The organism is Candidatus Allofontibacter sp. (assembly GCF_040404065.1).
Taxonomy (GTDB): domain Bacteria; phylum Pseudomonadota; class Alphaproteobacteria; order Pelagibacterales; family Pelagibacteraceae; genus Fontibacterium.
In genome coordinates this window covers 536,166-558,997 of record NZ_JBBAJM010000001.1, presented here as the reverse complement: position 1 = coordinate 558,997, position 22,832 = coordinate 536,166, and the positions used below count along the sequence as shown (strand labels likewise).

The following is a 22,832-nucleotide window of genomic DNA, read 5'->3' as shown; positions in this document are numbered from 1 at the left end:
TTTTAATTAAAAGAATCTCAGTTCTTATTCTTTTTTCTATCCCCTGCATTAAAGTTTCTATCATTAAAACCTTTAGATTTTTTACCAAAAAATTTTGGCTTTTCTCTGTCGCTTTTTCTTCTGTAATCTTTGTCAAATCCACCACTTTTAAAGCCTTCTGCTGGTTTACGATCTTTAAAACCTGATGACTTATGTTCTTTAAAATCTAGTGATTTATGCTCTTTAAAGCCAGTTGATTTTTGCTCTTTAAAACCTTCTGGTTTATGAGATTTAAAATTTTCTGTAAATTTGTTTCTTCCAAATTTTTCTGAAGATCTTCCGCCTCTGAATTTAGATTTAGATTTAAATCCACTCCCGCCTCTTTTTTTATTTTTATAATCTCTCTGAAATCCACCACCGCTTCTTCCTTTAGAAAAATTTTCTTTCTTTTTAGTGGGGTCTAATAATCTTTCAATCGCATTCCATTTCTCTCTATCGCTATTTGTCACAAAAGATAAAGATGAGCCTACGGCCCCTGCTCTTGCAGTTCTACCCATACGATGAATATAATCTTCTGCAACCTGTGGAAGATCATAATTGATAACATGTTCAATATGTGGAACATCAAGACCTCGAGCGGCAATATCGGTTGCAACCAGAATGGTAAATTTCTTATTTCTAAAAGCACTCATCACTGTATTTCTTTTACTTTGTCTTAAATTTCCATGTAGAGCATCAGCTTTAAAACGCTCCTTGCAAAGCTTTGCTGCTAGATTTTTTGAATTATGTTTAGTTTTTACAAACACTAAAACAGAACCAGTTCTTTCTTGTAATTGCTTAATTAACTCATTGTATTTTTGTTCTTGCTGCAAATGAATAACTTCTTGTTTAATATTTATTGATGGCACATTCGTTGCTCCTGTAGAAACTCTTTCAGGATTTCTTAAATACTTTGCTGACAATCGTACTATTTGTTCAGGTAGTGTTGCAGAAAACATTAGAGTTTGTCTTTTAGCAGGTAAAAATTTTACTATTCTATCAATCTGAATTCCAAAGCCCATATCAAGCATACGATCTGTTTCATCCAGAACTAAAAACCCTGTATCATTTAATTTTAAAGATTTTCTGTCCAAGTGATCATTTATTCTTCCTGGTGTTCCTACAATTATTCTTGGATGAGATCTAAGCTGTCCTAATTGTTTATACATAGACTCTCCCCCGATTAAACAAGCTGCCTTAATTGGATTATTTTTTCCAAGTAATTGAATAACTACTTCCATAACTTGATTTGCAAGTTCTCGTGTTGGAGTTAATATCAAAGCCGAACCTTGTTTTGATCTGCTTAACAATTCAATTAAAGGAATACTAAAAGCTGCTGTTTTTCCAGTTCCAGTCTGAGCTGAACCTAAAATATCTTTTCCTTCTAAAGCAAGTGGGATAGATTTTATTTGAATAGGCGTTGGAATTACAAAGTTCATTCGCGCCAATGAATTTTTTAAATGTTGGGAGAGGCTGAAGCCTTCAAAATTAGTCATGCAATTGGGGAGGATGGATAAAATCTAATAAAATTATTTAATAAGAAGTTACCTTTATCAGTTAACAGCTTTATTTAAAGCTTTATTGAAGGATAATTTGGCTTTGTTTCGCAAAAATGACTAAGAAGCTGCTTTAGTATGGTCTAAATACTTAACTTTATCAGTATCTATTTTTTTTAACTTATCTTTTTTTATTTTCTGCACTCGTCCTAAAACATCAGCTCCTGCTAAAACACTTAAATTATTTTCAAAATTTAAATCTCCTTTAACAATTGCCTTTTCTCCTAAATGAATATTCTGAGATTCAATATTGCCTGAGATGTAACCTAAAACTTCTACATCCTCTGCATAAACTGCTCCTCTAACAGTTCCGCTTTCTAATATTCTTAATTTTTTTGCTTTTATATTGCCGTTAACTTTTCCAGCTATTTCGATTTCGCCTTTGCAATCTATTTCTCCTTCAAAACGAGAACTCTCGCCAAGATGAGAAAATCCATCTACTTGTTCTTGATTTTTTTTATACTTCTTAAAAAACATTGTTGCTCTTATTGTTTAATTTTTTTTTTGTTGTCGATGCAATTTCTAGTTGAGCGCCTTCATCAACAACTAGAGATCTGTGAAATAATTTACCTTTAATTCTAGCAGTTCTATTTAAATGGATCCTATCCGAAGAAATATCTCCATTAACTTGTCCTCCGACTTCAATATTATGTTCTGCCGTTAAATTTCCTGTAATATTTCCGTTTTCGCTAACTATAATTTCTTGAGATTTAATATCGCCTAATAATAGTCCATCAATAGTAATGCTATCTTTTTGGGTAAGATTCCCTCGTAGCTTTGTGTCTCTTAAAATAACTGATGGCTTATAAATTTAAAAATCTATTAAACAGACAATAAATGCATTAAGCAAGTCTAAAAATACTTCATTTTTTAAGGAAATTTTTCAAAAATATGATAATTAAAATATTTCATGAAGAATAATAATTACTCAATAAATGAAATCTTAAATGCAGTTGATAACCTTCTTGGATCAAATGCGACAAAGCCAACTCAAGGCGAAACAGTAAAAGAAATGAATGAAATTTTATCAGCTGTTAACAAAATGCATTCTAAAAAAGTAGTAGAAAAAATAAATGAAACAGCCCTAGTATTAAAAAACGTTTTAAAAAATCAAGAAGTTCTATTATTAAAAAAATTTTTTACAACTAACAATCCTCTAATATTAAAATGATTATAAGCTGCGAATGTAAAAAATATAAATTTGTTGTACGAGCTGAAGATATTGGCAAAGACGGAAGGTTGGTTCAGTGCGGTGTTTGCGACAAACAATGGTTTCAAGAACCTCCGACTTTAGAAGAATTTAAAACTTTAAAAGATAATTATATTAAAGAAGATGACGAAAATGTTAAAATAGAATCTTCTAAAAAACAAACAAGCGTCAAAAATATTCCTATAAAATATAAAGAGAAGACTAAGACAGATTTTAGCAAAATTTTTTCTACCATCTTAATTATTTTAGTCATTGGAGTATTTGCAAGCTTTCAATTTAAAGATTTAATTCTTGTTCAGTATCCTAATAGCGCAAATTATTTTTCTATAATCGAAGAGTTTGGAGAGTATATTTCAATAGGCATCTCTAGCTTTATAGACATGTTAATTCCAAAAAATTAACCATGAGCCTAATAACCGGTCTAATTTTATTTATTGTTGGAATAGCCGCTACTGTGCTTTTTTTTATATTTTTGTCTTGGGTTGAAAATAACAAGAAATAATTAAGAACAAAGCTTCGATATTAAAAAATAAAGCTCCATTCCTTTTGTTTGATAAGAATAAGCAATTACTAAAAGAAATAGAATAAATCCTGACCATAAAAAGATTGCTGCTTTTTTCATGACGCTTGTCCTTCAAATCTAGTTAATGCTTTTTCTTCGATTGGATAATTAATAATAGCACCAAATACTCCAAGCGCTATCGAGACATACCAAACAATATCGTAAGAGCCTGTAAGATCATAAACTTTACCTCCAAGCCATCCCCCTAAAAATGCTCCAGCTTGATGAAACAAAAATGCTATTCCATAAAGCATACTCATGTTCTTAACGCCGAATACAGTAATAATAGTTCCTTGAGTTGGTGGAATAGTTGAAAGCCATAACAATCCCATTAAAGCCGCAAATACATAGGCTGTTAGATTGCTGATAGGAAATAATATAAAAATTAAAATTATAATTGCACGAGAGGCATAAATAAAACTTAAGATTAAAGGCTTTCTAATTTTAGATCCAAAAAAACCGGTAGAATAAGTTCCTATAATATTAAATAAACCAATTAGAGCTAATACAATTGTACCCGCTTGCGGTGATAATCCTTTGTCAATTAAAAATGAAGGAACGTGAGTCATAATAAAAAGAATATGAAAACCACAAACAAAAAAACCAAAACATAAAAACCAAAATCCTTTATTATTAAAGGCCTCTATTAACACTTCTTTTAAAGATAAATCTTGAGCCTCGATATGTTCGATTGGTTTTTCAAACATCGAAATAGATAAAAAAACCATTACAAGTGAAAATGCAGATAAAATTATAAAAGCTAGAGTGGCTCCAAAGTTTTGTAACAAAGTTAATGAAACAGGTAGCATTATAAATTGACCCAAAGATGCACATGCCATAGCAACTCCAATTGAAACGCTTCTTTTTTCAGGTGCCACGGATCTGCTGATTGCTCCAAAAATTGGAAATGTAACTCCTGAAATTCCAATGCCTAATATTCCGCACGCAATTACAAATCCTGTCTTCGTTGAGACAATACCCATAAGCAACAATCCTAATGAATAAAGAATTGCTCCAATAAAAACTGCATAACCTGCGCCAATACGATCTGAAACTCTGCCTGCAAATGGCTGCCAAATTCCCCACATTAAATTTTGAAAAGCAAGTCCCATTGCAAAAACTTCCCTGCCCCAATTATTGCTTTTGCTAATTGGAATTAAAAAAATTCCAAAGGAATGTCTAATACCAAATGCAAGTGCGAGCACAATAGAACCTGCTATTAATATAAATAAAGGTTTTCTGAAATTTTCTAGAAGCATTTACTTATTTAGGAATTGGAATTGGATTCCATCCCCAAATTAACATAATGGCCGCAAAGCCAATGATATAAGCTAAAGTAACGTGCCAACCTTCTTTAACCCAACGACCAACAGATTTAGCCTCGGGAAATAAATTTGCAACCGCAACGCCTGCTGACGACCCAAACCAAATCATAGATCCACCATATCCAACGGCATAAGCAAGAACTCCCCAATCATAATTGTCTTGTTTAATTCCAAGAGCTGTTAATGGAATGTTATCAAACACTGAAGATAAAAATCCAAGTCCAAATGTTGAATACCAAGATGCAGGTGGAAGTTTTTCAACTGGCATCATTGAAGCTGTAAGAACAAGAGCAAGTAAAAATATACTTCCTTTAAATGCACCTGGTATTACTGACCAATCTGGTTTCCTAAGTGGAACTAAAATGAATAAAGCAATCCAAACAGAAACTCCTATGAATGGAAAGTAATCGGCTAAATGATTGAATTTTATATTTACGACAACATTAGTAATGATTGCGGTAATCAAAATAAAAAAAACTATAAAAATTCTTCCCCAATCAATATTATTTTTAGACTTATCACTTCTTATAATGGGCTGGTATGAATGCTGCTGTTTTGCAGCAAAGTACCCTGACACAAACAAAGCAACAAAAGCTGCAATATAACCATGTAATACTTCAATTGGTGGAACGCCGGCCAACCACATCATGGTAGTTGTTGTATCACCCACAACACTTCCAGATCCTCCGGCATTAGATGCTGCAACGATTGCGGCAAGATAACCGATATGTACTTTTCTCTTAAAAAGTCTCGAGGCAATAGTTGCGCCAATAATTGCAGCTGCAATATTATCTAAAAATGAAGATATAAAAAAAACAAACACTAACAACACGAATGCACCTTGCCAACCATTAGGCAAAATAACTGAAATTGTATCTGTTACATTGCTTCTTTCAAAGTGATTAGAGAGCAATGCAAATCCTACGAGTAAGCAGAGTAAGTTGGTTATAACAACCCATTCATGAACTAAGTGACCAGCAAATCCATTAATGCCAGTTCCTGTTTTAAATTCTGCATAACCAATCTTATATAAACTAACAATAGCAAGACCTATAAGAGCAGTTTTTAAAACATGATTATGAAATAATGCTACAAATAATAAAATAAGAGCGAAAAAATAGAACTCTATAGGAATTCCCAAAAACATATAAATTTAGATTACCATTAAAAATTTTTAGTGGAACAATATGTTTAAGCTTTTTTTCTAGAATTTAATAAGGATTTCAAAGTAAAATAAAATACAACCCCTACAAAAACTGAAAGAATTAAGTTTGTAAACACAGCAAGTATTAAAACAATAAATTTTGTAAGAACATCAACTGTTTCTTTTCCTTTAAGTTCTCTTAAAAATTTCCAATCAACAATATCAAGCCCAGTTTTAATTAAGATGGCGGCTAAAATTGCAAGCGGTATTACTTTAACCAACGGAGCAAATACAAATATAATAAGAGCAAGTACGACAGCATGGATCATTCCTGACATTGGAGTTTTTCCTCCAGTCTTAAGATTAACTACTGTTCTCATTGCAGCTCCCGTTGCTGCTAACGCACCAAATAAACCTGCAACAAAATTTCCAATTCCTTGTCCAATCGTTTCTTTGTTTGGTAAATGCTTTGTAAGTGTAATTCGGTCATGAACCACCGCTGTTAATAAACTGTCTATTACCCCTACTAAAGCCAATGCGGTTGAATAAAAAATAACTGAAGAAAATTGTTCTGATTTTGGTAAAGTAAAATGGAAAGATGGCAGACCGCTTGGTATCTCGCCAATTAAATCTTGTTTTGAAAAAAATAGATAAGATAAAATAGATCCAAAAAATAAAGCAACAATTGATCCTGGTGCAATCTTTGCAATTTTTTTGGGGATAAAGAAAAGAATAAAAAGACCAATAGATCCTATTAATAGCGCTTGTCCATTAACATTCGAAATATTTTGCAGATTAGCTAATGCGCTAATAACTTGTGATTTTGATCCAAGACCAAATAAAACTGTAAGCTGAAGTGAAATAATAATTAGTCCTACACCGGACATGAAACCTGAACAGACGCAATAAGGAATTTTATTAATAAAATTACCTAGCCTAAATACTCCGATAAAAATTTGAATAAGACCTGATAAAGTTACACAAAAGAAAACTATTTCTGGCTGTCCTCGAAATTCTAAAAGTGCAGCTGCAATAATTACAACCATAGGTCCTGTAGGTCCTGAAATTTGTCCTGGAGTTCCTCCAAATAATGCAGCTAAAAACCCAACAATGATTGAACTATAAATTCCAGCTAAAGGCCCAAGTCCAGAAACTGCTCCCCAGGCAAGTCCTAGTGGTAAAGCAATAATTCCTGCTGTAACACCCCCGTAAAGATCTCCTTTGATAAAATTTTTATCAAAACCATGAAACATTTTTGTTAATCTTCTCATTGCATTAAGTTCTTATTGTTATTTTTAAATTAAAAAAACAAATTTATTATGACTTTAAAGATAAATCTTGTTAATGAGCTTAATAGATAAAATTCTCGTGAATAATATTAATGAAAGCAAAATTAGTTTTAAAAAAGCAGTCATAATATTTTTAATATTTGCTTTTTCATATTTTACCTCTGCTCTTATTAGAGCAATTACCGCAACACTATCCCCTACGCTGACAATTGAATTTGAACTTCAAGCCCGTGACTTGGGGTTATTAGGAGGAGGATATTTTTTGGGATTTGCGTTAATGCAACTTCCTACTGGCTATTCGCTAGATAAATACGGTCCGAAAAAAGTAATTTTAATTTTATTATGCATAGCGACTTTAGGGTGCATATCTTTTTCTATTTCCAATTCTTTTATCAATTTATTGATTTCTAGAATATTTATTGGCGTTGGAGTTGCTGCCTGCTTAATGGCTCCATTAACGGGTTACAGGAGATGGTTTCCAATTGAGGCTCAGCAAAAATTAAATTCATGGATGCTAATGTTTGCATCTTTTGGAATGCTTGTATCAACTGTTCCAGTTCAGTTTCTTCTACCTATTATAGGATGGAGATGGATATTCTTTGGGTTTGCGATGATATTTCTTTTGTTAATTCTATTAATATTTTTAAACGTTCCAGAATGGGAAAATAATAATACTATAAAAACAGATCAACCTAGTTCACTTCTGGCTAGTTATTCGAATATATTTAAAGACAACTATTTTAAAAAATTTGCTCCTATTGCATTTTTTAATTACGGTGGATTTGTAGCAATCCAAACATTGTGGGCTGAACCATGGCTTGAAAAAATAAGCGGTCTTGATCCGGTTCAAGCAGCTCATGGTTTATTTTGGATGAATTTTTCGATGATGTTTGGGTTTTTAGCATTGGGATTTGTCATTCCTTATTTTTATAAAAAAGAATTTTCAATTGACAAAATTATTACTTATTTTTTACCCTTAAGTTTCATTGCTCTCTTTAATTTAATTTTATCAGGAACAAATTCAGGAGTATTTTATTTAACTTTATTTTTATTTTTTAGTATCAGCTCTACCCTTGGTCAACCTGCTATTGGAATGCATTTTTCAAAAGAAATTGCTGGCAAGGCTCTTTCAGCTTTTAACTTATTTATATTTATTGGCGCTTTTGTAACTCAATGGGGAATTGGATTAATAATTGATTTAGTTAAAAGTTTTGGCTATTCAGAAATAACTGCTTTTCAAACTTCATTTACTGTTTTATTGTGCTGTTGTATTGGATCTTATCTATTTTTTTTAAAAAAGAACTAATTGAGTATAATATTTATATATGGAACATTTATTAGATAACTTTATTTTTTTTCAAGACAAAATATTTCTACGTGGTTATGCTTTTGGAGTTATTCATGCTGGTCTTATCGTAATAGGCTATTATACGGGCTGGAGTATTAATCGTTTATTAAAAATTGCATCCAATGGTTACATCGCTGGAATCTTTGGAGCAATCTTTGCGCATGTCATTGCCGATCTTGTAGCATCATTAATAGACCCAGATATTAGACCTGCGACACTTGGAATATTTTTAGGAGGGCTAACTCCTCTAATACTAATACCAATATTTGAAAAATTTATTACCAAAAGTAAACATCACATCGTAGTTGGAGATCACGAAGATATTAAAAAGGATCTTAAAGACGATCACAATCACTAAGTCTTAACTAAATTTTAAATTATTTTTAAAGGGGGAGTTTTAAAGTGCTAACCAGAAGTTAGCACTTTAAAAAGAATGCTTACTTCTTAGGAGCTTCTTTAGCGTCAGCTTTAGGAGCTTCTTTTTTAGCAGCACCAGCTTTTAAGCCAGCAACTTTGAAAGCTTCGTTGATTGATTTAACACAATCAGCTTCTTTCTTAGCGGCAGCAGCATCGCCAGCAGCTTTACGTAAACCTGTTACTTTGTCAGTAGCAGCTTTATCTAATTTTGCAGTTTTTACTTTTGCATCGAAATCTTTTGTTAAGTCAGCGCATGTAGGAGCAGCTGCGTTTGCAAAAGAAGCGAATAAAAACGTGCTAAGTACTATAGCTAGTATTTTTTTCATTTTTTATACTTAAGTTAAGTTAATTAGTCGGGCAAACTATAAAATTTAGATGATGAAGTAAATAATTTTTGAACCAAAAAAAGCCTCAATTTCTGAAATCACAGATACCTTAAGACCTTAATTTAGTGGCTAAAAATATTACTTTTTTGATCTAATACTTGCCTGTGCAGCGGCTAATCTTGCGATAGGAACCCTGTAGGGTGAACAGGAAACATAGTTCAGGCCAGCTTTATGACAGAACTCTATAGAATCGGGATCTCCACCATGCTCTCCACAAATTCCAAGTTTCAGATTTTTTTTAGTTTCTAATCCGCGAGCACAGGCAATCTTTATAAGCTCGCCTACTCCGTCTTGATCAATACTTACGAATGGATCAATTTTAAATATTTTGTTCTCAACATAATCATCTAAGAATTTTCCAGAATCGTCTCTTGAAATTCCAAGTGTAGTTTGTGTTAAATCATTAGTTCCAAAGCTAAAAAAATCTGCATGCTTTGCGATATTTTTTGCATTAAGAGCTGCTCTTGGAAGTTCGATCATTGTGCCAACTAAATAATCAACTTTGAAGTTATTTTTCTTTTGAACTTCTTGTGCAATTCTATCAACCAATCCTTTTAAAATTTCAATTTCTCTTTCTGTTGCAACAAGAGGAATCATAATTTCAGGAAGTACTGCTTCTACTTTTTGTTTTTGTAATTCATATAAAGCTTCAAAGATTGCTCTGCATTGCATTTCATAAATTTCTGGAAAAGAAATCGCAAGACGACAACCTCTATGACCTAACATAGGATTTTCTTCGTGCAGGTAGTTAATTCTATTTTTAATTTCGCTTGAATGAATTTTTAAAGATTTAGCAACAATATCAATTTCTTTTTCTGTCTTTGGTAAAAATTCATGCAATGGCGGATCTAATAATCTTACTGTAACAGGCAAACCCTTCATGATTGAAAAGATTTCTACAAAGTCTTTTCTTTGAAATGGTAAAATTTTATCTAAAGCTTTCAGACGATCTTCTTTAGTTTTTGCAAGTATCATTTGTCTTACATATAAAATTCTTTCTTCATCAAAAAACATATGCTCTGTTCTGCATAATCCAATTCCTTCAGCTCCAAAACCTCTTGCAGTTTTAGAATCTAATGGCGTTTCTGCATTTGCTCTAATTTTTAATGTTCTTGTTTCATCTGCCCATTTCATCACTTCAGAAAAGTCACCTGAAATATCTGGGTTAATTGTTTTAACTTCGCCCAACATAACTTCACCTGTTGAACCATCGATAGTTATAATATCTCCTTCTTTAACTTCAGTATTGTCTACTTTGAAAAGTTTAGCGGCATAATCAATTTTAATATTTCCAGCTCCAGAAACACACGGTCTTCCCATTCCTCGAGCAACAACTGCTGCATGACTTGTCATCCCGCCTCTGCAAGTTAAAATACCAACAGCAGCATTCATTCCATGAATATCTTCTGGTGATGTTTCAACGCGTACTAAAATAGTATTCTGATTATTTGCTTTTAATTGTTCGGCATCATCAGCATTAAAAGTAACCTTACCAGTTGCTGCCCCTGGTGATGCTGGAAGGCCTTTTGCAATTACATTTTTTGTAGCTTTTGGATCTAAAGTTGGATGAAGAAGAGTATCCAACATCTTTGGATCAATTCTCAGCAATCCCTCACCTCTACTAATAAGTTTTTCTTTAACCATATCAACCGCAATTTTTATGGATGCTTTTGCAGTTCTTTTTCCAGATCTAGTTTGCAGCATCCAAAGTTTTTTATTTTCGATGGTAAACTCAATGTCCTGCATATCGCGGTAATGATTTTCTAATTTTTTATAAATTTTAGTAAGTTCAGCAAAAGGCTCTGGCATTGTTTCTTCTAATGACAAATCTTTTGCGCCAGATTCTAATCTTTCTTTTTTGGTAATGTTTCTTGGTGTTCTAATACCCGCAACAACGTCTTCTCCTTGAGCATTAATTAAATATTCTCCATAAAAACTATTCTCACCTGTTGAAGGGTTTCTTGTGAAGGCAACACCCGTTGCACAATCATTACCCATGTTACCAAAAACCATTGATTGAATATTAACTGCTGTGCCCCATTCGTCAGGAATGTTATTTAATTTTCTGTAAGTTTTCGCTCTTTGATTTTGCCAAGACTGAAATACTGCACTGATAGCTCCCCATAATTGCTCATTAGCATCTTGTGGGAAATCTTTTTTTATATTTTTTTTAACAACATCTTTATAGTTAACAATAATAGTTTTCCAATCTTCAGCTTTAAGATCTGTGTCCGACAAAACACCTTTTGTAAGCTTATAATTTTCAAGTAACTCTTCAAAGTTATGATGATCAATCTCAAGCACAACGTTGCTATACATTTGAATAAAACGTCTATAGCTGTCGTAAGCAAATGTTTCGTTGTTAGTTTTTTTAATTAACCCTTGAACGGTTTTGTCATTCAATCCTAAATTCAAAACTGTATCCATCATACCCGGCATTGATACTCTTGCCCCTGATCTAACAGAAACTAATAAAGGATTATTTTCATCACCAAAATTCTTTCCTAATATTTTTTCAATATTTCTAATCGCATCATCTACTTGGACTTTAAGATCGTTTGGATATTTTTGATTATTTTTGTAAAATTCTGTGCAGACTTCTGTTGTAATTGTAAATCCTGGAGGAACTGGAAGACCCAATTTTCCCATCTCAGCAAGGTTTGCGCCTTTTCCACCTAAAAGAGGTTTTTGCGAAACGTTTCCTTCGCAATTTGAACTGTTAAATTGATAAACCCACTTTGGCATTTTTTTAAATTTCAATTTTTGAAAAGTCAGCAAAAGTATCAAAGGTTTTACACAATAGGAATAGTAACTCTAATCTATTTTTTTTAAGCTGCTCATCTTCATCATTAACTTTTACGTTCTCAAAAAACTTATCCACAAAACCTTTTGTTCCACCTAATAAAGTCATTGTCTGCTCCACAGTTCTTAATCGTGTAGGAGTTGTATAGTGTTCTCTAATCTCATTTATTTTTTCTAATAAAAAATTTTCCTCATTATGTTTAAATAATACGGTATCAGGATCTCCAAAAAATTCTTGTTTAGTACCTTTTGATGATTGTTCTAAAATATTTAAACATCTTTTATAGACTGCGATAGCAACTTGCCCATCGTCTGATTTAATCGCTTTGTGCAAATTTTTAATTTTATTAAATATTGAAAAGAAGTCATCCGATCTACTATTGAATAAAACAGACTCAATAATGTCAGGTCTAATTTTTTGATCTTTAAGTAAATTTTTAAATCTGTCGGTAATAAAAGATAAAATTTCTTCAGTAAACTTGAGATTCTGCATAGTTACGCCTTGGGTAAGATAAGAATTTTTGGAATTATTAATTAGCTCTTTTAAAGAAATAGTTATTTTATTTTCAATCAATATTCGAAGAATTCCAAGTGCAGATCGTCTTAAAGCATAAGGATCTTTTGAGCTTGTTGGCTTTTCATTAATACCAAAGAAACCAACTAAATTGTCAATCTTATCAGCTAGTGCAACTGCAATTGAAATTCTTTCTTTTGGAACTCTATCTTCTGGACCAATGGGCAAATAATGATCAGAGATTGCATTTGCAATTTCTGAACTAAACCCCTGTTCCAGTGCAAAATATTTTCCAAGAACACCTTGAAGTTCTGGGTATTCACCTACTAAATCTGAAACTAAATCTGCTTTACAGATCGATGCTGCTATTTCTGCATCAACTTTTTTACAATTAATAATATCTGCAATGAATGAAGCTAGAACTCTTATTCTTTGAGTTTTGTCATGAAGAGATCCAAGACTTTGATAAAAAGTAATTCCTTTAAGTTTGCTGACTTGTTTTACTAAATTCTGACTTTTGTTTTTTTCCCAGAAAAATTTTGCATCTATTAAACGAGCAGTAAGTACTCTTTCATTTCCTTTGATAATCTTATTTGCTATGTCATCTTTATTTGCAACTACAATAAAATTACTGATTAATTTATGATTATTGACGGAACGCATTGGAAAGTATCTTTGATGGTGTTGCATTGTTAAAATCAAAAGTTCTTCTGGTAGTTTTAAAAAGTCTTTTAAAAACGATCCTTTAAGAACAACGGGATCCTCAACTAAATTAATGACTTGTTTTAATAATTTTTGATTAATTTCTAATTCACAATCATTCTTCTTAAGAAATGAATAAATATTTTTAGTAATTAATTTTTCTCTATCAGCATTATTAAAGATAATTTTTTTATCTTCTAATATTTTTTTAAAATGAACGTAGTCTTTAACAACAACCGCTTTATCTTCTAATGGGCCGTCTACATAAGTAATTTTTGTTGATGCCAAATGATAAAAATTAAAAGGTATAACTTCCTTATCAAATAAACATAAAATTGATTTTAAAGGTCTTCCCCAAGAAAGATCATGATCGCCCCAGCGCATCTTTTTTCTCCATTGTAAACCATTTAAAAAATGGGGAATATTTTTCCTTATTTCTTCGACAACGGCTATTTCCTTTTTTTGTGTTTTTGCAAAAAAAAATTTTCCTTTATCCGTTTCTTCCTCATAAACATCTTTTGGGTCTAAATTGTTTGATTTAATAAATCCCTGCACAGCCTGTTCTGGCGCTCCAACCTTTGGACCTCTTAAAACTTTTGCTTCAATTTTAATATTATTTGGTAAATTATTATAATAAAAAATTAGTCTTTTTGGAGTTGAATAGATCTCGCTTACAATTTTTTTAAACCCATGTTTATCAAAGAATGAATTAAAGTTTTCGGTGATACCGTTCTTTGCGTCTTCTTGAAGAACAGGTGGTATTTCTTCAGAGTATAATTCTAATAATAAATCGGACATTAGTCAGAATTTTTTATCCAGATTTCTGCTGTGCTCTTAACAAGAGTTCTGATTTTGTTAATAAAACCGGCTCTTTCTGTAACCGATATAACTCCTCTAGCATCTAGAGTATTAAAAATGTGGCTCGCTTTTAAGCATTGATCGTAAGCAGGCAATGCTAAATTTTTAGATAACAAACTTTGGCATTCCTGTTCCGCCATAGCAAAAGATTTTAAAAGATTATCAGTGTTAGCAAATTCAAAATTATAAGCTGAAAATTCTTTTTCATTACGTTTATAAACATCACCGTACTTAACGCCTTCGTTGTTCCATCTAATATCATACACACTATCTACTCCTTGAATGAACATTGTAATTCTTTCAAGACCATAAGTTATTTCTGCTGAAACAGGTTTGCATTCAAATCCCGCCATCTGTTGAAAATATGTAAATTGTGTAATTTCCATTCCATCACACCAAACTTCCCAGCCAAGCCCTGAAGCTCCTAACGTTGGACTCTCCCAGTCATCTTCAACAAAACGAATATCGTGTTCTTTATAATTAATTCCAAGTGCGCTTAAGCTTCTAAGATAAAGACTTTGCACATTCTCTGGTGATGGTTTAATTAAAACTTGAAATTGATAATAATGTTGAAGCCTATTTGGATTGTCTCCATAACGACCATCGGTTGGTCTTCTTGAAGGCTGAACATAAGCTGCTTTCCAAGGTTTTGGACCTAGCGATCTTAATGTCGTTGCGGGATGAAAAGTGCCGGCACCAACTTCCATATCATAAGGCTGTATAACTACACAGCCATAGTCAGACCAGAATTTCTGTAATTTAAATATAACTTCCTGAAAAGATAAGTCTAAAGGCTTAGATTTCTTTTTAACTACAACTTTTTTTTTTGGTTTTTTTTTTGCTACCATTTACAAACCGTATTTGTTCCAAATCGATCTTACTTCTAGTTCATTTATAATTTCTGAATAAGATCCTGGTAGTTGTGAAGATAATTTTCTTTTTAACCAACTTTGAGCTTGTTCAAATTTTTTAACCTTAACTTCTTTGCCAAATTTCTGTTTTAAAATTTCCTGTAATGTTCCAACCCCATCAATTAAACCAAGTTGTAGAGATTTTTTTCCAGACCAGAATTCACCTGAAAATAACATTGAATGATTTTCAGATTTTAATTTATCTTTTCTACTATTCTTAACTAAATTAATAAATTCTTCGTGCAAATCTCTCTGTAATGATTTTAATTTTTCTATATCTTCTTTTTTCTCATCTAAAAAAGGATCTAAAATACTTTTGCTCTCCCCTGCTGTATGCACTCTTCTTTCAACACCAATTTTTTTAATTAAATCTTTAAATCCAAATGCTGAATAAATAACTCCTATAGATCCTACGATTGAATTCGCATTTGCATAAATTTCATCACCTGCGCACATCAACATATAACCACCTGATGCAGCTACATCTTCAGCATAAGTTATAACTTTAACTTTTTTTTCTTCTGCCTCAGATCGAATAAGATCATATAAAAGATTAGACTGAACTGGAGATCCGCCTGGTGAATTAATGGATATCACCACCGCTTTAATATTCTTTAAAGCAAAGGCTTTTTTAATAATATCGCTTTGACTAGCAAGGCTCATTCCTTGGCTAAATCTACCTACATTGCCTATAACTCCATTTAATCTGATTAAAGAAACAGTTGGTTTTGATTTAAAAAAAGAAAACATATTTATTTTATATCTTTTAAACGTTTATTATTAGTATTCCAGAGTAAAAATTTAATAATACTTTATATTTATTAATGCTACAAACGTCTGGTGAAAAATAATATCGTACAACTAGAAAAATTTCAGAAAAAAACTCCTTACGATTCTCTTAAGGAAATATTTAACAACGATTTGGACAAAGTAGAAGAATTCACAAAATCAAAATTATTAAGTGAAGTCGATTTAATCGGTAAAATGGCGTTATACCAATTAAGTTCTGGTGGAAAAAGATTAAGATCTATAATGACTTTAGCAAGTTCTAAAATTGCAGAATACAAAGGAGAGCATGATATTCATCTAGCTGCCTGCGTTGAGCTTATTCATAGTGCAACTTTACTGCATGATGATGTTATTGATAACAGCACAGTAAGACGAGGTAAAAAAACATCAAATGTTATTTGGGGTAATCAACCTTCTATATTAGTTGGCGACTATTTCTTAAGTAGATGTTTTGAAATTATGGTTGATGTTGGTTCTTTAGAAGTTTTAAAATTATTATCAAATGTTTCTGCGGAAATTGCTCAAGGGGAAGTGCTTCAGCTACAACATAAAAACGAAGTAGATATTACAGAACAAGTTTATTTAAATGTTATCACTCAAAAAACCGCATCATTATTTGGTGCGGCTATGAAAGTGGGTGGTTGTCTTGCAAATAAATCTGGGAATGAAAAAAAAGCTCTACAATCTTATGGGGTTAACCTTGGTATCGTATTTCAAATTAGCGATGATATTTTAGATTACAATTCTACCAAAGCATTTGGCAAAGACATTGGTAATGACTTTTATGAAGGAAAAATTACTTTACCATTAATTATTTTATTTCAAAAATCAAATGAAACTGAAAGAGAACAAATTAAGAAATACTTTGCTCAACAAACACGATCTGAATTAGAATTAAATAAAGTTTTATCACTAATTCAAAAATATGATGTAATTAATATTTGCAAAAAAAGAGCAGAACATTTTTCGAATGTATCTTCAGACTCTTTAAATATATTTAAAGAATCTGATATTAGAAAAAATCTACAGGAACTTTCTTTCTATTTAATTAATAGGTTGAATTAAGAATATAGATCGTACTATTCAAATATAACGCGAACGTCGACCAAGCAAAATAAGGAAGCATTAATACAACGGAAGGTTTGCTATATTTTGAATATAAAACCATCAAATACAAAATAAAAAAAATAATTATTGAGATTACAAAGCTCGCAAGAAAAATCTGTTTGTAATAGAAAAATACATAACTCCAACTTGCATTAATTAATACGTGTATAAAATAAACTACTAAAATCTTATTTGAATGTTTGCTTCTTTTATAAGCAAGCCAAGCAGCAACTGACATCATTATATAAAGAGCCGTCCACACTGGTCCAAAGATCCAATTCGGTGGGCTGAACTCAGGCTTTACTAAATTATAATACCAAGGATTTAATGCTGCCCTTGTTACAAATCCCGCAGGAAAAGTTATTAAAAAAGTTATAACGATTATTACAAATAAACTTAAATAGCCTTTAGATTTTGATTTAGATTTTTTCATTACTAACTTGTTGCCCTAACATAAAATAGCGCAAGTGCTGCTAATATATGTCCATAATAAGTTAAGTTTGTAAAAACTCTTAATATAAATTTATGATCATCTTTTATTTTAAGATAATCACAAAGAACATTGCCCGGATTATAAAGTAACTCTAATTTCAAATAACTATCCTTGTTTTGTAATTATTAAGAGGTCTATTGCCTACGAATCCCATATTCTTTTATCCAATGTTAAAAGTCAATTTTAGCAACGTTAACTTGTTTAATTCTGTGGAAAACAAAAGTTTTACAGATCTTATAATTGCACGCAAGAATGATATATCTAATTTAATCAAATTTTTAAAAATATGAAATTAGGTTTTATTGGCGTTGGAAAGATTGCAACTTCAGTTGTTGAGGGAATTTTTAAAGCAAGAGTAAACGTTAAAGAAATAATTCTTTCCCCTAAAAATAAAAATAACGCTAGAATTTTAAAGAACAAATTTTCAAGAATTAAAATAGCAAAATCTAATCAAGAGGTACTAGATAAATCTAATTGGATTGTGCTGTCAATTACTCCAAAAGTTGGAAGGCAGATATTAAAAAAATTAAAATTTAAGAACAGTCATATAATTTTAAATTTTATTTCAACTATCCATAATCAAGAATTACAAGGCACAATATCTCCTGCTAAAAAGATATTTAAAATTGCGCCTCTCCCTATGATTAAACATAATCTAGGTCCTATTATTATTTATCCAAAAAACAAAGTAATTGAAGGCTTCTTTAATAAACTTGGAAAAGTTATTTCAACAAGTAATGAAAAGGAAAATAAAAAATTATGGGTGATGACATCATTTATGGCAACATATTTTGAAATATTCAATACAGCGCATAAATGGTTTTTAAGAAAAGGAATTAATAAAAATAAATCGATGGAATATTTAAGTCATTTATTTAAAGCGCTAAACAATGAGACTATAAAAAATTCAAACTCTTCTATGGATAAAATGATTAAAGAATTTCAAACTAAAGGTGGTATTAATGAAGAGCTTTTAAATAGAGTAAAAAAATCTGGAGTATTCAAAAATCTAGATAAGGGCTTTGAGAAAATTTATAATAGAGTAAGAAAATCTTAAATATTTTTTTTAAAAAAAGAATTTAGCAATATAAGCATATAGCGGAATTCCAATCACAATATTTATAGGAAAAGTTACGCCTAATGACATTCCAAAATAAAGCGATGGATTTGCTTGTGGTAAAGCGTATTTTAATGCTGCTGGCACCGCAATGTAGGATGCGCTTGCAGATAAAATCATTAAAAGAATGGTTTCGCCCAAACCAACGTCTGCCATTTTACATATAAACAAAGCTAACAAGGCATGAACGGGTGGAGCACAAATCCCATAAACTAAAACATAAACTGGTTTATTCAAAACTTGTTTAAAATTTTTAGCAACCATAAGCCCCATATCAAGCAAGAAAAAAGCCAACATGCCTTTAAATAAATCGATAGAAAATGGTGCCATAATTCTTTCACCAGACACGCCGGCAAAAAGACCTACGATCATTGCACCAATTAAAAGTAATTGAGCTCCGTCTGTAAAAGACTTATGCAACAAATTCAAAGAGCTTTGTTTTTTCTTTGATTTTGCAGCGCTTGCTAAAAAAACTGCAAGAATAATTGCTGGAGATTCCATTAAAGCCATAGCCGCTGCCATATGTCCCCCATAAGTAATTTGGTTTTGATCCAAAAATTGACTGGCGGTAATAAAAGTAACTGCACTTACAGAACCATAAGTTGCCGCAATAGCTGCTGAATCATAACTATTTAATTTTCTTTTTAGAAAATTGTAACCAAGTATTGGAATTATAATTGCAAGCATAACAGCAATCGATAAAGTTTTTACTATATCCATTGTCAGTCCTGACTTCTGTAAAGCAAAACCACCTTTTAAACCTATGGCCATCAACAAGTATAGTGATAAAAATTTTGTAATGGCTGGTGGAATTTCTAAATTAGATCTAACGGCTCCAGCAAAAACTCCAAAAATAAAAAATAAAATTGCTGGATCTAATATGTTTTGCATTTTTTTTATTAAAAATTTAAGGATATAATATTTCTTTTATCCATTGAGATCCAGATTTTTTATATCTAAGTCTTTCATGAATTCGATTATTTCCATCTAACCAGAATTCAATGATATTTGCTTTTAAAGCAAACCCTGACCAATATGGAGGTCTTGGAACTTTTTTATGACTTGGAAATTTTTTTTTATATTCTTGAATTCTATTCATTAAATCTAATCTAGATTCCATAGGTCTAGATTGTATAGATGCCCAAGCACCAATTCTGCTTCCATAGGGTCTAGAATTAAAATATTTATCAGCCACTTTAGTTGGAACTTTTTTAATTGAGCCTTCAATTCTTATTTGTCTTCTTATGCTTTTCCAATGAAAGCACATTGAAGCCTTTGGATTGCCCTTCAATTCATTACTCTTTTTGCTATTTAAATTTGTATAAAAAATAAATTCTTTATTAGTTAAACCTTTTAAAAGTACCATACGAACAGATGGCTGTTTTTTTCGATTAACCGTTGCAAGCGCTAATGCATTTGGGTCGTTAATTTCTGTTTTTTTAGCTTTTGCCATCCACGTCTTAAATAGCTCAAATGGATTTTTTTTATCAAGAAAGCATGTATTCAGTCCAAGTTTGTTTAATTTATATTTTTTTTGATTCATAAATAACTAAAAATACCTTATAAAATATATTTAATGTCATTTAATACTTTTGGAAAGCTATTTAGATTTACTACATGGGGAGAGTCCCATGGTCCTGCAATCGGCTGCGTAGTCGACGGCTGTCCACCTAATATTGCTATTTCTGAAAAAGACGTTCAAGTTGAGTTAAATAAACGAAGACCTGGTCAGTCTAAATTCGTAACACAAAGAAAAGAAAAAGATCACGTACAAATTTTATCTGGAGTCTTTCAAGGAAAAACTACTGGAACTCCTATCTCAATGATCATCTTTAATGAAGACACTAAGTCTAGAGACTACGAAAGCATTAAGGATAAGTTTAGACCAGGACATGCTGATTTTACATACTTTATGAAGTATGGAAACCGCGACTTTAGAGGCGGTGGTAGACAGTCCGCTAGGGAAACCGCGTCACGTGTTGCAGCAGGAGCTATTGCTAAAGTCGTGCTAAATAAATTACTTGGAAAAAAATTCTCAATCGTTGGTGCGGTCACACAAATAGGACCGTTAATGATTGATCATAATCTTTGGAATGACAAAGAAATCAGAAAAAATCCTTTCTTTTGTCCTGATAAAGAAACTGTTCCTACTTGGGAGCAATACTTATTAGATATTAGAAAAGCCGGAAGTTCATGTGGAGCAGTTATTGAACTTAGAGCAAGAGGAGTTCCAGTTGGACTAGGCGCCCCTATTTACTCAAAACTTGATCAAGATATTGCTGCGGGACTTATGAGTATCAATGCAGTTAAAGGTGTGAACATTGGCGCTGGCATGAATGCTGCAAGCTTGAGAGGAGAAACTAATTCTGATGAAATAAGATCTAAAAGTGGAAAAGCAAAATTCTTATCTAATAACGCGGGTGGAATTTTAGGTGGAATTTCTACAGGACAAGAAATTGTTGCATCGTTTGCAGTTAAACCAACATCTTCGATTTTAAATACTCGTGATACCATTGATACTAATGGAAGAAATACAAAAATTTCTGTTCGCGGCAGACATGATCCTTGTGTTGGAATTAGAGCTGTTCCAATCGGAGAAGCTATGCTTGCATGTATTCTGCTTGATCATTTGATGATGCACAGAGCACAGTGCGGTAACTAAATTGTGATCCCATTAAAAGACGAAAACTTTACAAGATCAAATCCTATTATTACGTACTGGATCATTGGAATTTGTATTGGAGTTTTTTTATTACAATTAAGTTCTGCTAGTTTTGAATCGGGTGCTTTGTTTTATTCTTACGGAGTAGTGCCAGCATCTTTATTGGGTTCTGAACAGTTACCAGCAGAAGTTAGTAAAATTGATCCTTATCTTACTTTAATTACTTCAATGTTTATGCATGACGGTTTTATGCATTTACTTGGCAACATGCTTTATATGTGGATTTTTGCTGACAATATTGAAGATGATCTTGGAAAAATAAAATTTATTTTATTTTATCTAGCCTCAGGAATTGCAGCGGCTCTCACGCAGGTTTATTTAAATGTAAATTCAACTATTCCAATGGTTGGCGCAAGTGGTGCTATTAGTGGAGTATTAGGTGCATATATAGTTAGATATCCAAAACAAAGAGTTTTAGTGTTAATTCCTTTTGGATTTTTCTCTCAGTTCGTAAGAATTCCAGCTCTATTTGTTTTAGGATTTTGGTTTATTCTTCAGTTTATAAGTTCAGGATTTAGTGGCGGACAAAGTGGCGTTGCTTATGGCGCTCACATTGGGGGGTTTGTATTTGGCGCTGTTGTAATGTTCTTCTTTGGAAATCTACTTATTCCTCAAAAAGCTTTCTTCAAAATTTTAAACGAGCCTCAAGATAAGAAGAAAAATCCTTGGATGCAGGATTAAGTTACCCACAGAAAATCAAGCATTTTTAGACAGATGTTCTCGTTTTGATTCCCTTTTGATTCCATTTTGAATCAAATTTACAACCTTCAAGAGTGCATGTTGATTATTTTATTTAAATCGTCATTCCGCCATCAAGAGAATAGACAACTCCCGTAGAAAAAGCAGATTCATCACTTGCTAAATAAACTGCTAGCGCCGCAACCTCTTCTGGCCTTCCAAGTCTACCCATGGGCTGTCTTTCAATAAATTCTTTTTTTGCTTTGGTAGGGTCTGGAAGTGCATTTACTCTATTTTCCCAAGAAGAAGTATGAATAGTGCTAGGAGCAATAGCGTTGCAACGAATATTGTATTTTAAAAAATCAACAGCAACAGATTTGGTAAGACCAATTACTGCTGCCTTTGTTGTTCCGTAAGCAAATCTATCTTTAACACCTTTTACACTTGAGACAACAGAAGCTACATTAATAATAGCTCCGGATTTTTGTTTAATCATTTTTGGAATAATATTTTTAATCATAAAGTACATTGACTTTACATTTACATTAAAAGAAAAATCAAAATCTTTTTCTTCACATTCTAAAATAGTTCCTTGGTGAACAAATCCTACACAATTAAACAGCACATCTACTTTATCAATGGTATCTGCGAATTTTTTTATAGCCAAAGAATCTGTTGAATCTAGAGAATAAGTCGTAATTTCAGGATAATCTTTTTTTAGTTTTTCTAACTTATTAGATCTATTAATGTCAGTTGCAATAACATTTGCCCCTTCTTTTAAGAAATAAATAACAGTTTCTCTCCCAATCCCTTGGCCTGCAGCTGTTATAATTACACTTTTATTTTGTAATCTTTTCATTTAAATTAATGTCTATAATAAAATA

General features: G+C 31.8%; 23 protein-coding genes. 8 read left to right on the top strand and 15 right to left on the bottom strand.

Going from position 1 to position 22,832, the window contains the following annotated elements:
- Positions 1-17 precede the first annotated feature (17 nt).
- The 3 genes from AC8IG9_RS02950 to AC8IG9_RS02940 form a co-directional block, all read right to left on the bottom strand.
- Positions 18-1,514 (bottom strand): DEAD/DEAH box helicase, encoded by a 1,497-nt coding sequence (locus AC8IG9_RS02950; protein ID WP_507425332.1) that lies wholly within the window; start codon positions 1,512-1,514, stop codon positions 18-20.
- A gap of 120 nt (positions 1,515-1,634) precedes the next feature.
- Positions 1,635-2,051, bottom strand: coding sequence for a bactofilin family protein (locus AC8IG9_RS02945; RefSeq protein ID WP_507425331.1), 417 nt, complete (start codon positions 2,049-2,051; stop codon positions 1,635-1,637).
- Complete coding sequence (locus tag AC8IG9_RS02940) at positions 2,041-2,367, bottom strand: bactofilin family protein (RefSeq protein WP_507425899.1); 327 nt, start codon at positions 2,365-2,367, stop codon at positions 2,041-2,043. The genes AC8IG9_RS02945 and AC8IG9_RS02940 overlap by 11 nt, the downstream gene beginning before the upstream one ends.
- A gap of 117 nt (positions 2,368-2,484) precedes the next feature.
- Between AC8IG9_RS02940 and AC8IG9_RS02935 the strand changes: the two genes are divergently transcribed.
- On the top strand, positions 2,485-2,745 hold the full coding sequence (locus AC8IG9_RS02935; protein WP_507425330.1) for a hypothetical protein: 261 nt from the start codon (positions 2,485-2,487) through the stop codon (positions 2,743-2,745).
- Positions 2,742-3,185 (top strand): MJ0042-type zinc finger domain-containing protein, encoded by a 444-nt coding sequence (locus AC8IG9_RS02930; protein ID WP_507425329.1) that lies wholly within the window; start codon positions 2,742-2,744, stop codon positions 3,183-3,185. The genes AC8IG9_RS02935 and AC8IG9_RS02930 overlap by 4 nt, the downstream gene beginning before the upstream one ends.
- 217 nt (positions 3,186-3,402) lie before the next feature.
- Here the strand turns inward: AC8IG9_RS02930 and AC8IG9_RS02925 are convergent, their stop codons facing one another.
- Genes AC8IG9_RS02925 through AC8IG9_RS02915 form a run of 3 tightly spaced genes read right to left on the bottom strand, consistent with a single transcriptional unit; the run spans position 3,403 to position 7,086 of the window.
- Entirely contained in the window at positions 3,403-4,605 is a 1,203-nt protein-coding gene (locus AC8IG9_RS02925; protein WP_507425328.1) for an MFS transporter, read from the bottom strand.
- Between the two features lie 4 nt (positions 4,606-4,609).
- Positions 4,610-5,818 (bottom strand): SLC13 family permease, encoded by a 1,209-nt coding sequence (locus tag AC8IG9_RS02920; protein WP_507425327.1) that lies wholly within the window; start codon positions 5,816-5,818, stop codon positions 4,610-4,612.
- Between the two features lie 44 nt (positions 5,819-5,862).
- On the bottom strand, positions 5,863-7,086 hold the full coding sequence (locus tag AC8IG9_RS02915; protein WP_507425326.1) for a SulP family inorganic anion transporter: 1,224 nt from the start codon (positions 7,084-7,086) through the stop codon (positions 5,863-5,865).
- A gap of 73 nt (positions 7,087-7,159) precedes the next feature.
- On the opposite strand from AC8IG9_RS02915, the gene AC8IG9_RS02910 reads away from it, so the two are divergent.
- Positions 7,160-8,410, top strand: coding sequence for an MFS transporter (locus AC8IG9_RS02910; RefSeq protein ID WP_507425325.1), 1,251 nt, complete (start codon positions 7,160-7,162; stop codon positions 8,408-8,410).
- Between the two features lie 19 nt (positions 8,411-8,429).
- Positions 8,430-8,810 (top strand): hypothetical protein, encoded by a 381-nt coding sequence (locus AC8IG9_RS02905; protein ID WP_507425324.1) that lies wholly within the window; start codon positions 8,430-8,432, stop codon positions 8,808-8,810.
- Between the two features lie 79 nt (positions 8,811-8,889).
- On the opposite strand, the gene AC8IG9_RS02900 is transcribed toward AC8IG9_RS02905, so the two are convergent.
- From AC8IG9_RS02900 to AC8IG9_RS02880, 5 genes are all read right to left on the bottom strand, one after another.
- Positions 8,890-9,195 (bottom strand): hypothetical protein, encoded by a 306-nt coding sequence (locus tag AC8IG9_RS02900; RefSeq protein WP_507425323.1) that lies wholly within the window; start codon positions 9,193-9,195, stop codon positions 8,890-8,892.
- Positions 9,196-9,333: 138 nt separating this feature from the next.
- Positions 9,334-12,000: a pyruvate, phosphate dikinase gene (ppdK, locus tag AC8IG9_RS02895; RefSeq protein WP_507425322.1), complete on the bottom strand. Its 2,667-nt coding sequence runs from the start codon at positions 11,998-12,000 to the stop codon at positions 9,334-9,336.
- A gap of 4 nt (positions 12,001-12,004) precedes the next feature.
- Positions 12,005-14,071, bottom strand: coding sequence for a glycine--tRNA ligase subunit beta (glyS, locus tag AC8IG9_RS02890; RefSeq protein ID WP_507425321.1), 2,067 nt, complete (start codon positions 14,069-14,071; stop codon positions 12,005-12,007).
- A complete protein-coding gene (locus AC8IG9_RS02885) occupies positions 14,071-14,979 on the bottom strand; it encodes a glycine--tRNA ligase subunit alpha (RefSeq protein ID WP_507425320.1) in 909 nt (302 codons plus the stop codon). Before AC8IG9_RS02885 ends, glyS begins: the two co-directional genes overlap by 1 nt.
- Positions 14,980-15,792 (bottom strand): S49 family peptidase, encoded by an 813-nt coding sequence (locus AC8IG9_RS02880; RefSeq protein WP_507425319.1) that lies wholly within the window; start codon positions 15,790-15,792, stop codon positions 14,980-14,982.
- A 90-nt stretch (positions 15,793-15,882) separates the two neighbouring features.
- On the opposite strand from AC8IG9_RS02880, the gene AC8IG9_RS02875 reads away from it, so the two are divergent.
- On the top strand, positions 15,883-16,896 hold the full coding sequence (locus tag AC8IG9_RS02875) for a polyprenyl synthetase family protein (protein WP_507425318.1): 1,014 nt from the start codon (positions 15,883-15,885) through the stop codon (positions 16,894-16,896).
- Here the strand turns inward: AC8IG9_RS02875 and AC8IG9_RS02870 are convergent.
- On the bottom strand, positions 16,880-17,371 hold the full coding sequence (locus AC8IG9_RS02870) for a TspO/MBR family protein (RefSeq protein ID WP_507425317.1): 492 nt from the start codon (positions 17,369-17,371) through the stop codon (positions 16,880-16,882). The genes AC8IG9_RS02875 and AC8IG9_RS02870 overlap by 17 nt on opposite strands.
- Before the next feature lie 346 nt (positions 17,372-17,717).
- On the opposite strand from AC8IG9_RS02870, the gene AC8IG9_RS02865 reads away from it, so the two are divergent.
- Entirely contained in the window at positions 17,718-18,488 is a 771-nt protein-coding gene (locus tag AC8IG9_RS02865) for a pyrroline-5-carboxylate reductase (RefSeq protein WP_507425316.1), read from the top strand.
- Positions 18,489-18,497: 9 nt separating this feature from the next.
- Here the strand turns inward: AC8IG9_RS02865 and AC8IG9_RS02860 are convergent, their stop codons facing one another.
- Entirely contained in the window at positions 18,498-19,439 is a 942-nt protein-coding gene (locus AC8IG9_RS02860) for a sodium-dependent bicarbonate transport family permease (protein ID WP_507425315.1), read from the bottom strand.
- Positions 19,440-19,455: 16 nt separating this feature from the next.
- Positions 19,456-20,091: a pyridoxamine 5'-phosphate oxidase gene (gene pdxH, locus AC8IG9_RS02855; RefSeq protein ID WP_507425314.1), complete on the bottom strand. Its 636-nt coding sequence runs from the start codon at positions 20,089-20,091 to the stop codon at positions 19,456-19,458.
- A gap of 33 nt (positions 20,092-20,124) precedes the next feature.
- Between pdxH and aroC the strand changes: the two genes are divergently transcribed.
- A complete protein-coding gene (gene aroC, locus AC8IG9_RS02850; protein ID WP_507425313.1) occupies positions 20,125-21,210 on the top strand; it encodes a chorismate synthase in 1,086 nt (361 codons plus the stop codon).
- A 3-nt stretch (positions 21,211-21,213) separates the two neighbouring features.
- Positions 21,214-21,951: a rhomboid family intramembrane serine protease gene (locus tag AC8IG9_RS02845; RefSeq protein ID WP_507425312.1), complete on the top strand. Its 738-nt coding sequence runs from the start codon at positions 21,214-21,216 to the stop codon at positions 21,949-21,951.
- 112 nt (positions 21,952-22,063) lie between these two features.
- Here AC8IG9_RS02845 and AC8IG9_RS02840 read toward each other — a convergent pair whose 3' ends face one another.
- The gene (locus tag AC8IG9_RS02840; RefSeq protein ID WP_507425311.1) at positions 22,064-22,807 is read right to left on the bottom strand and encodes an SDR family oxidoreductase; all 744 of its coding nucleotides are present in this window, start codon (positions 22,805-22,807) and stop codon (positions 22,064-22,066) included.
- Positions 22,808-22,832: the final 25 nt, after the last annotated feature.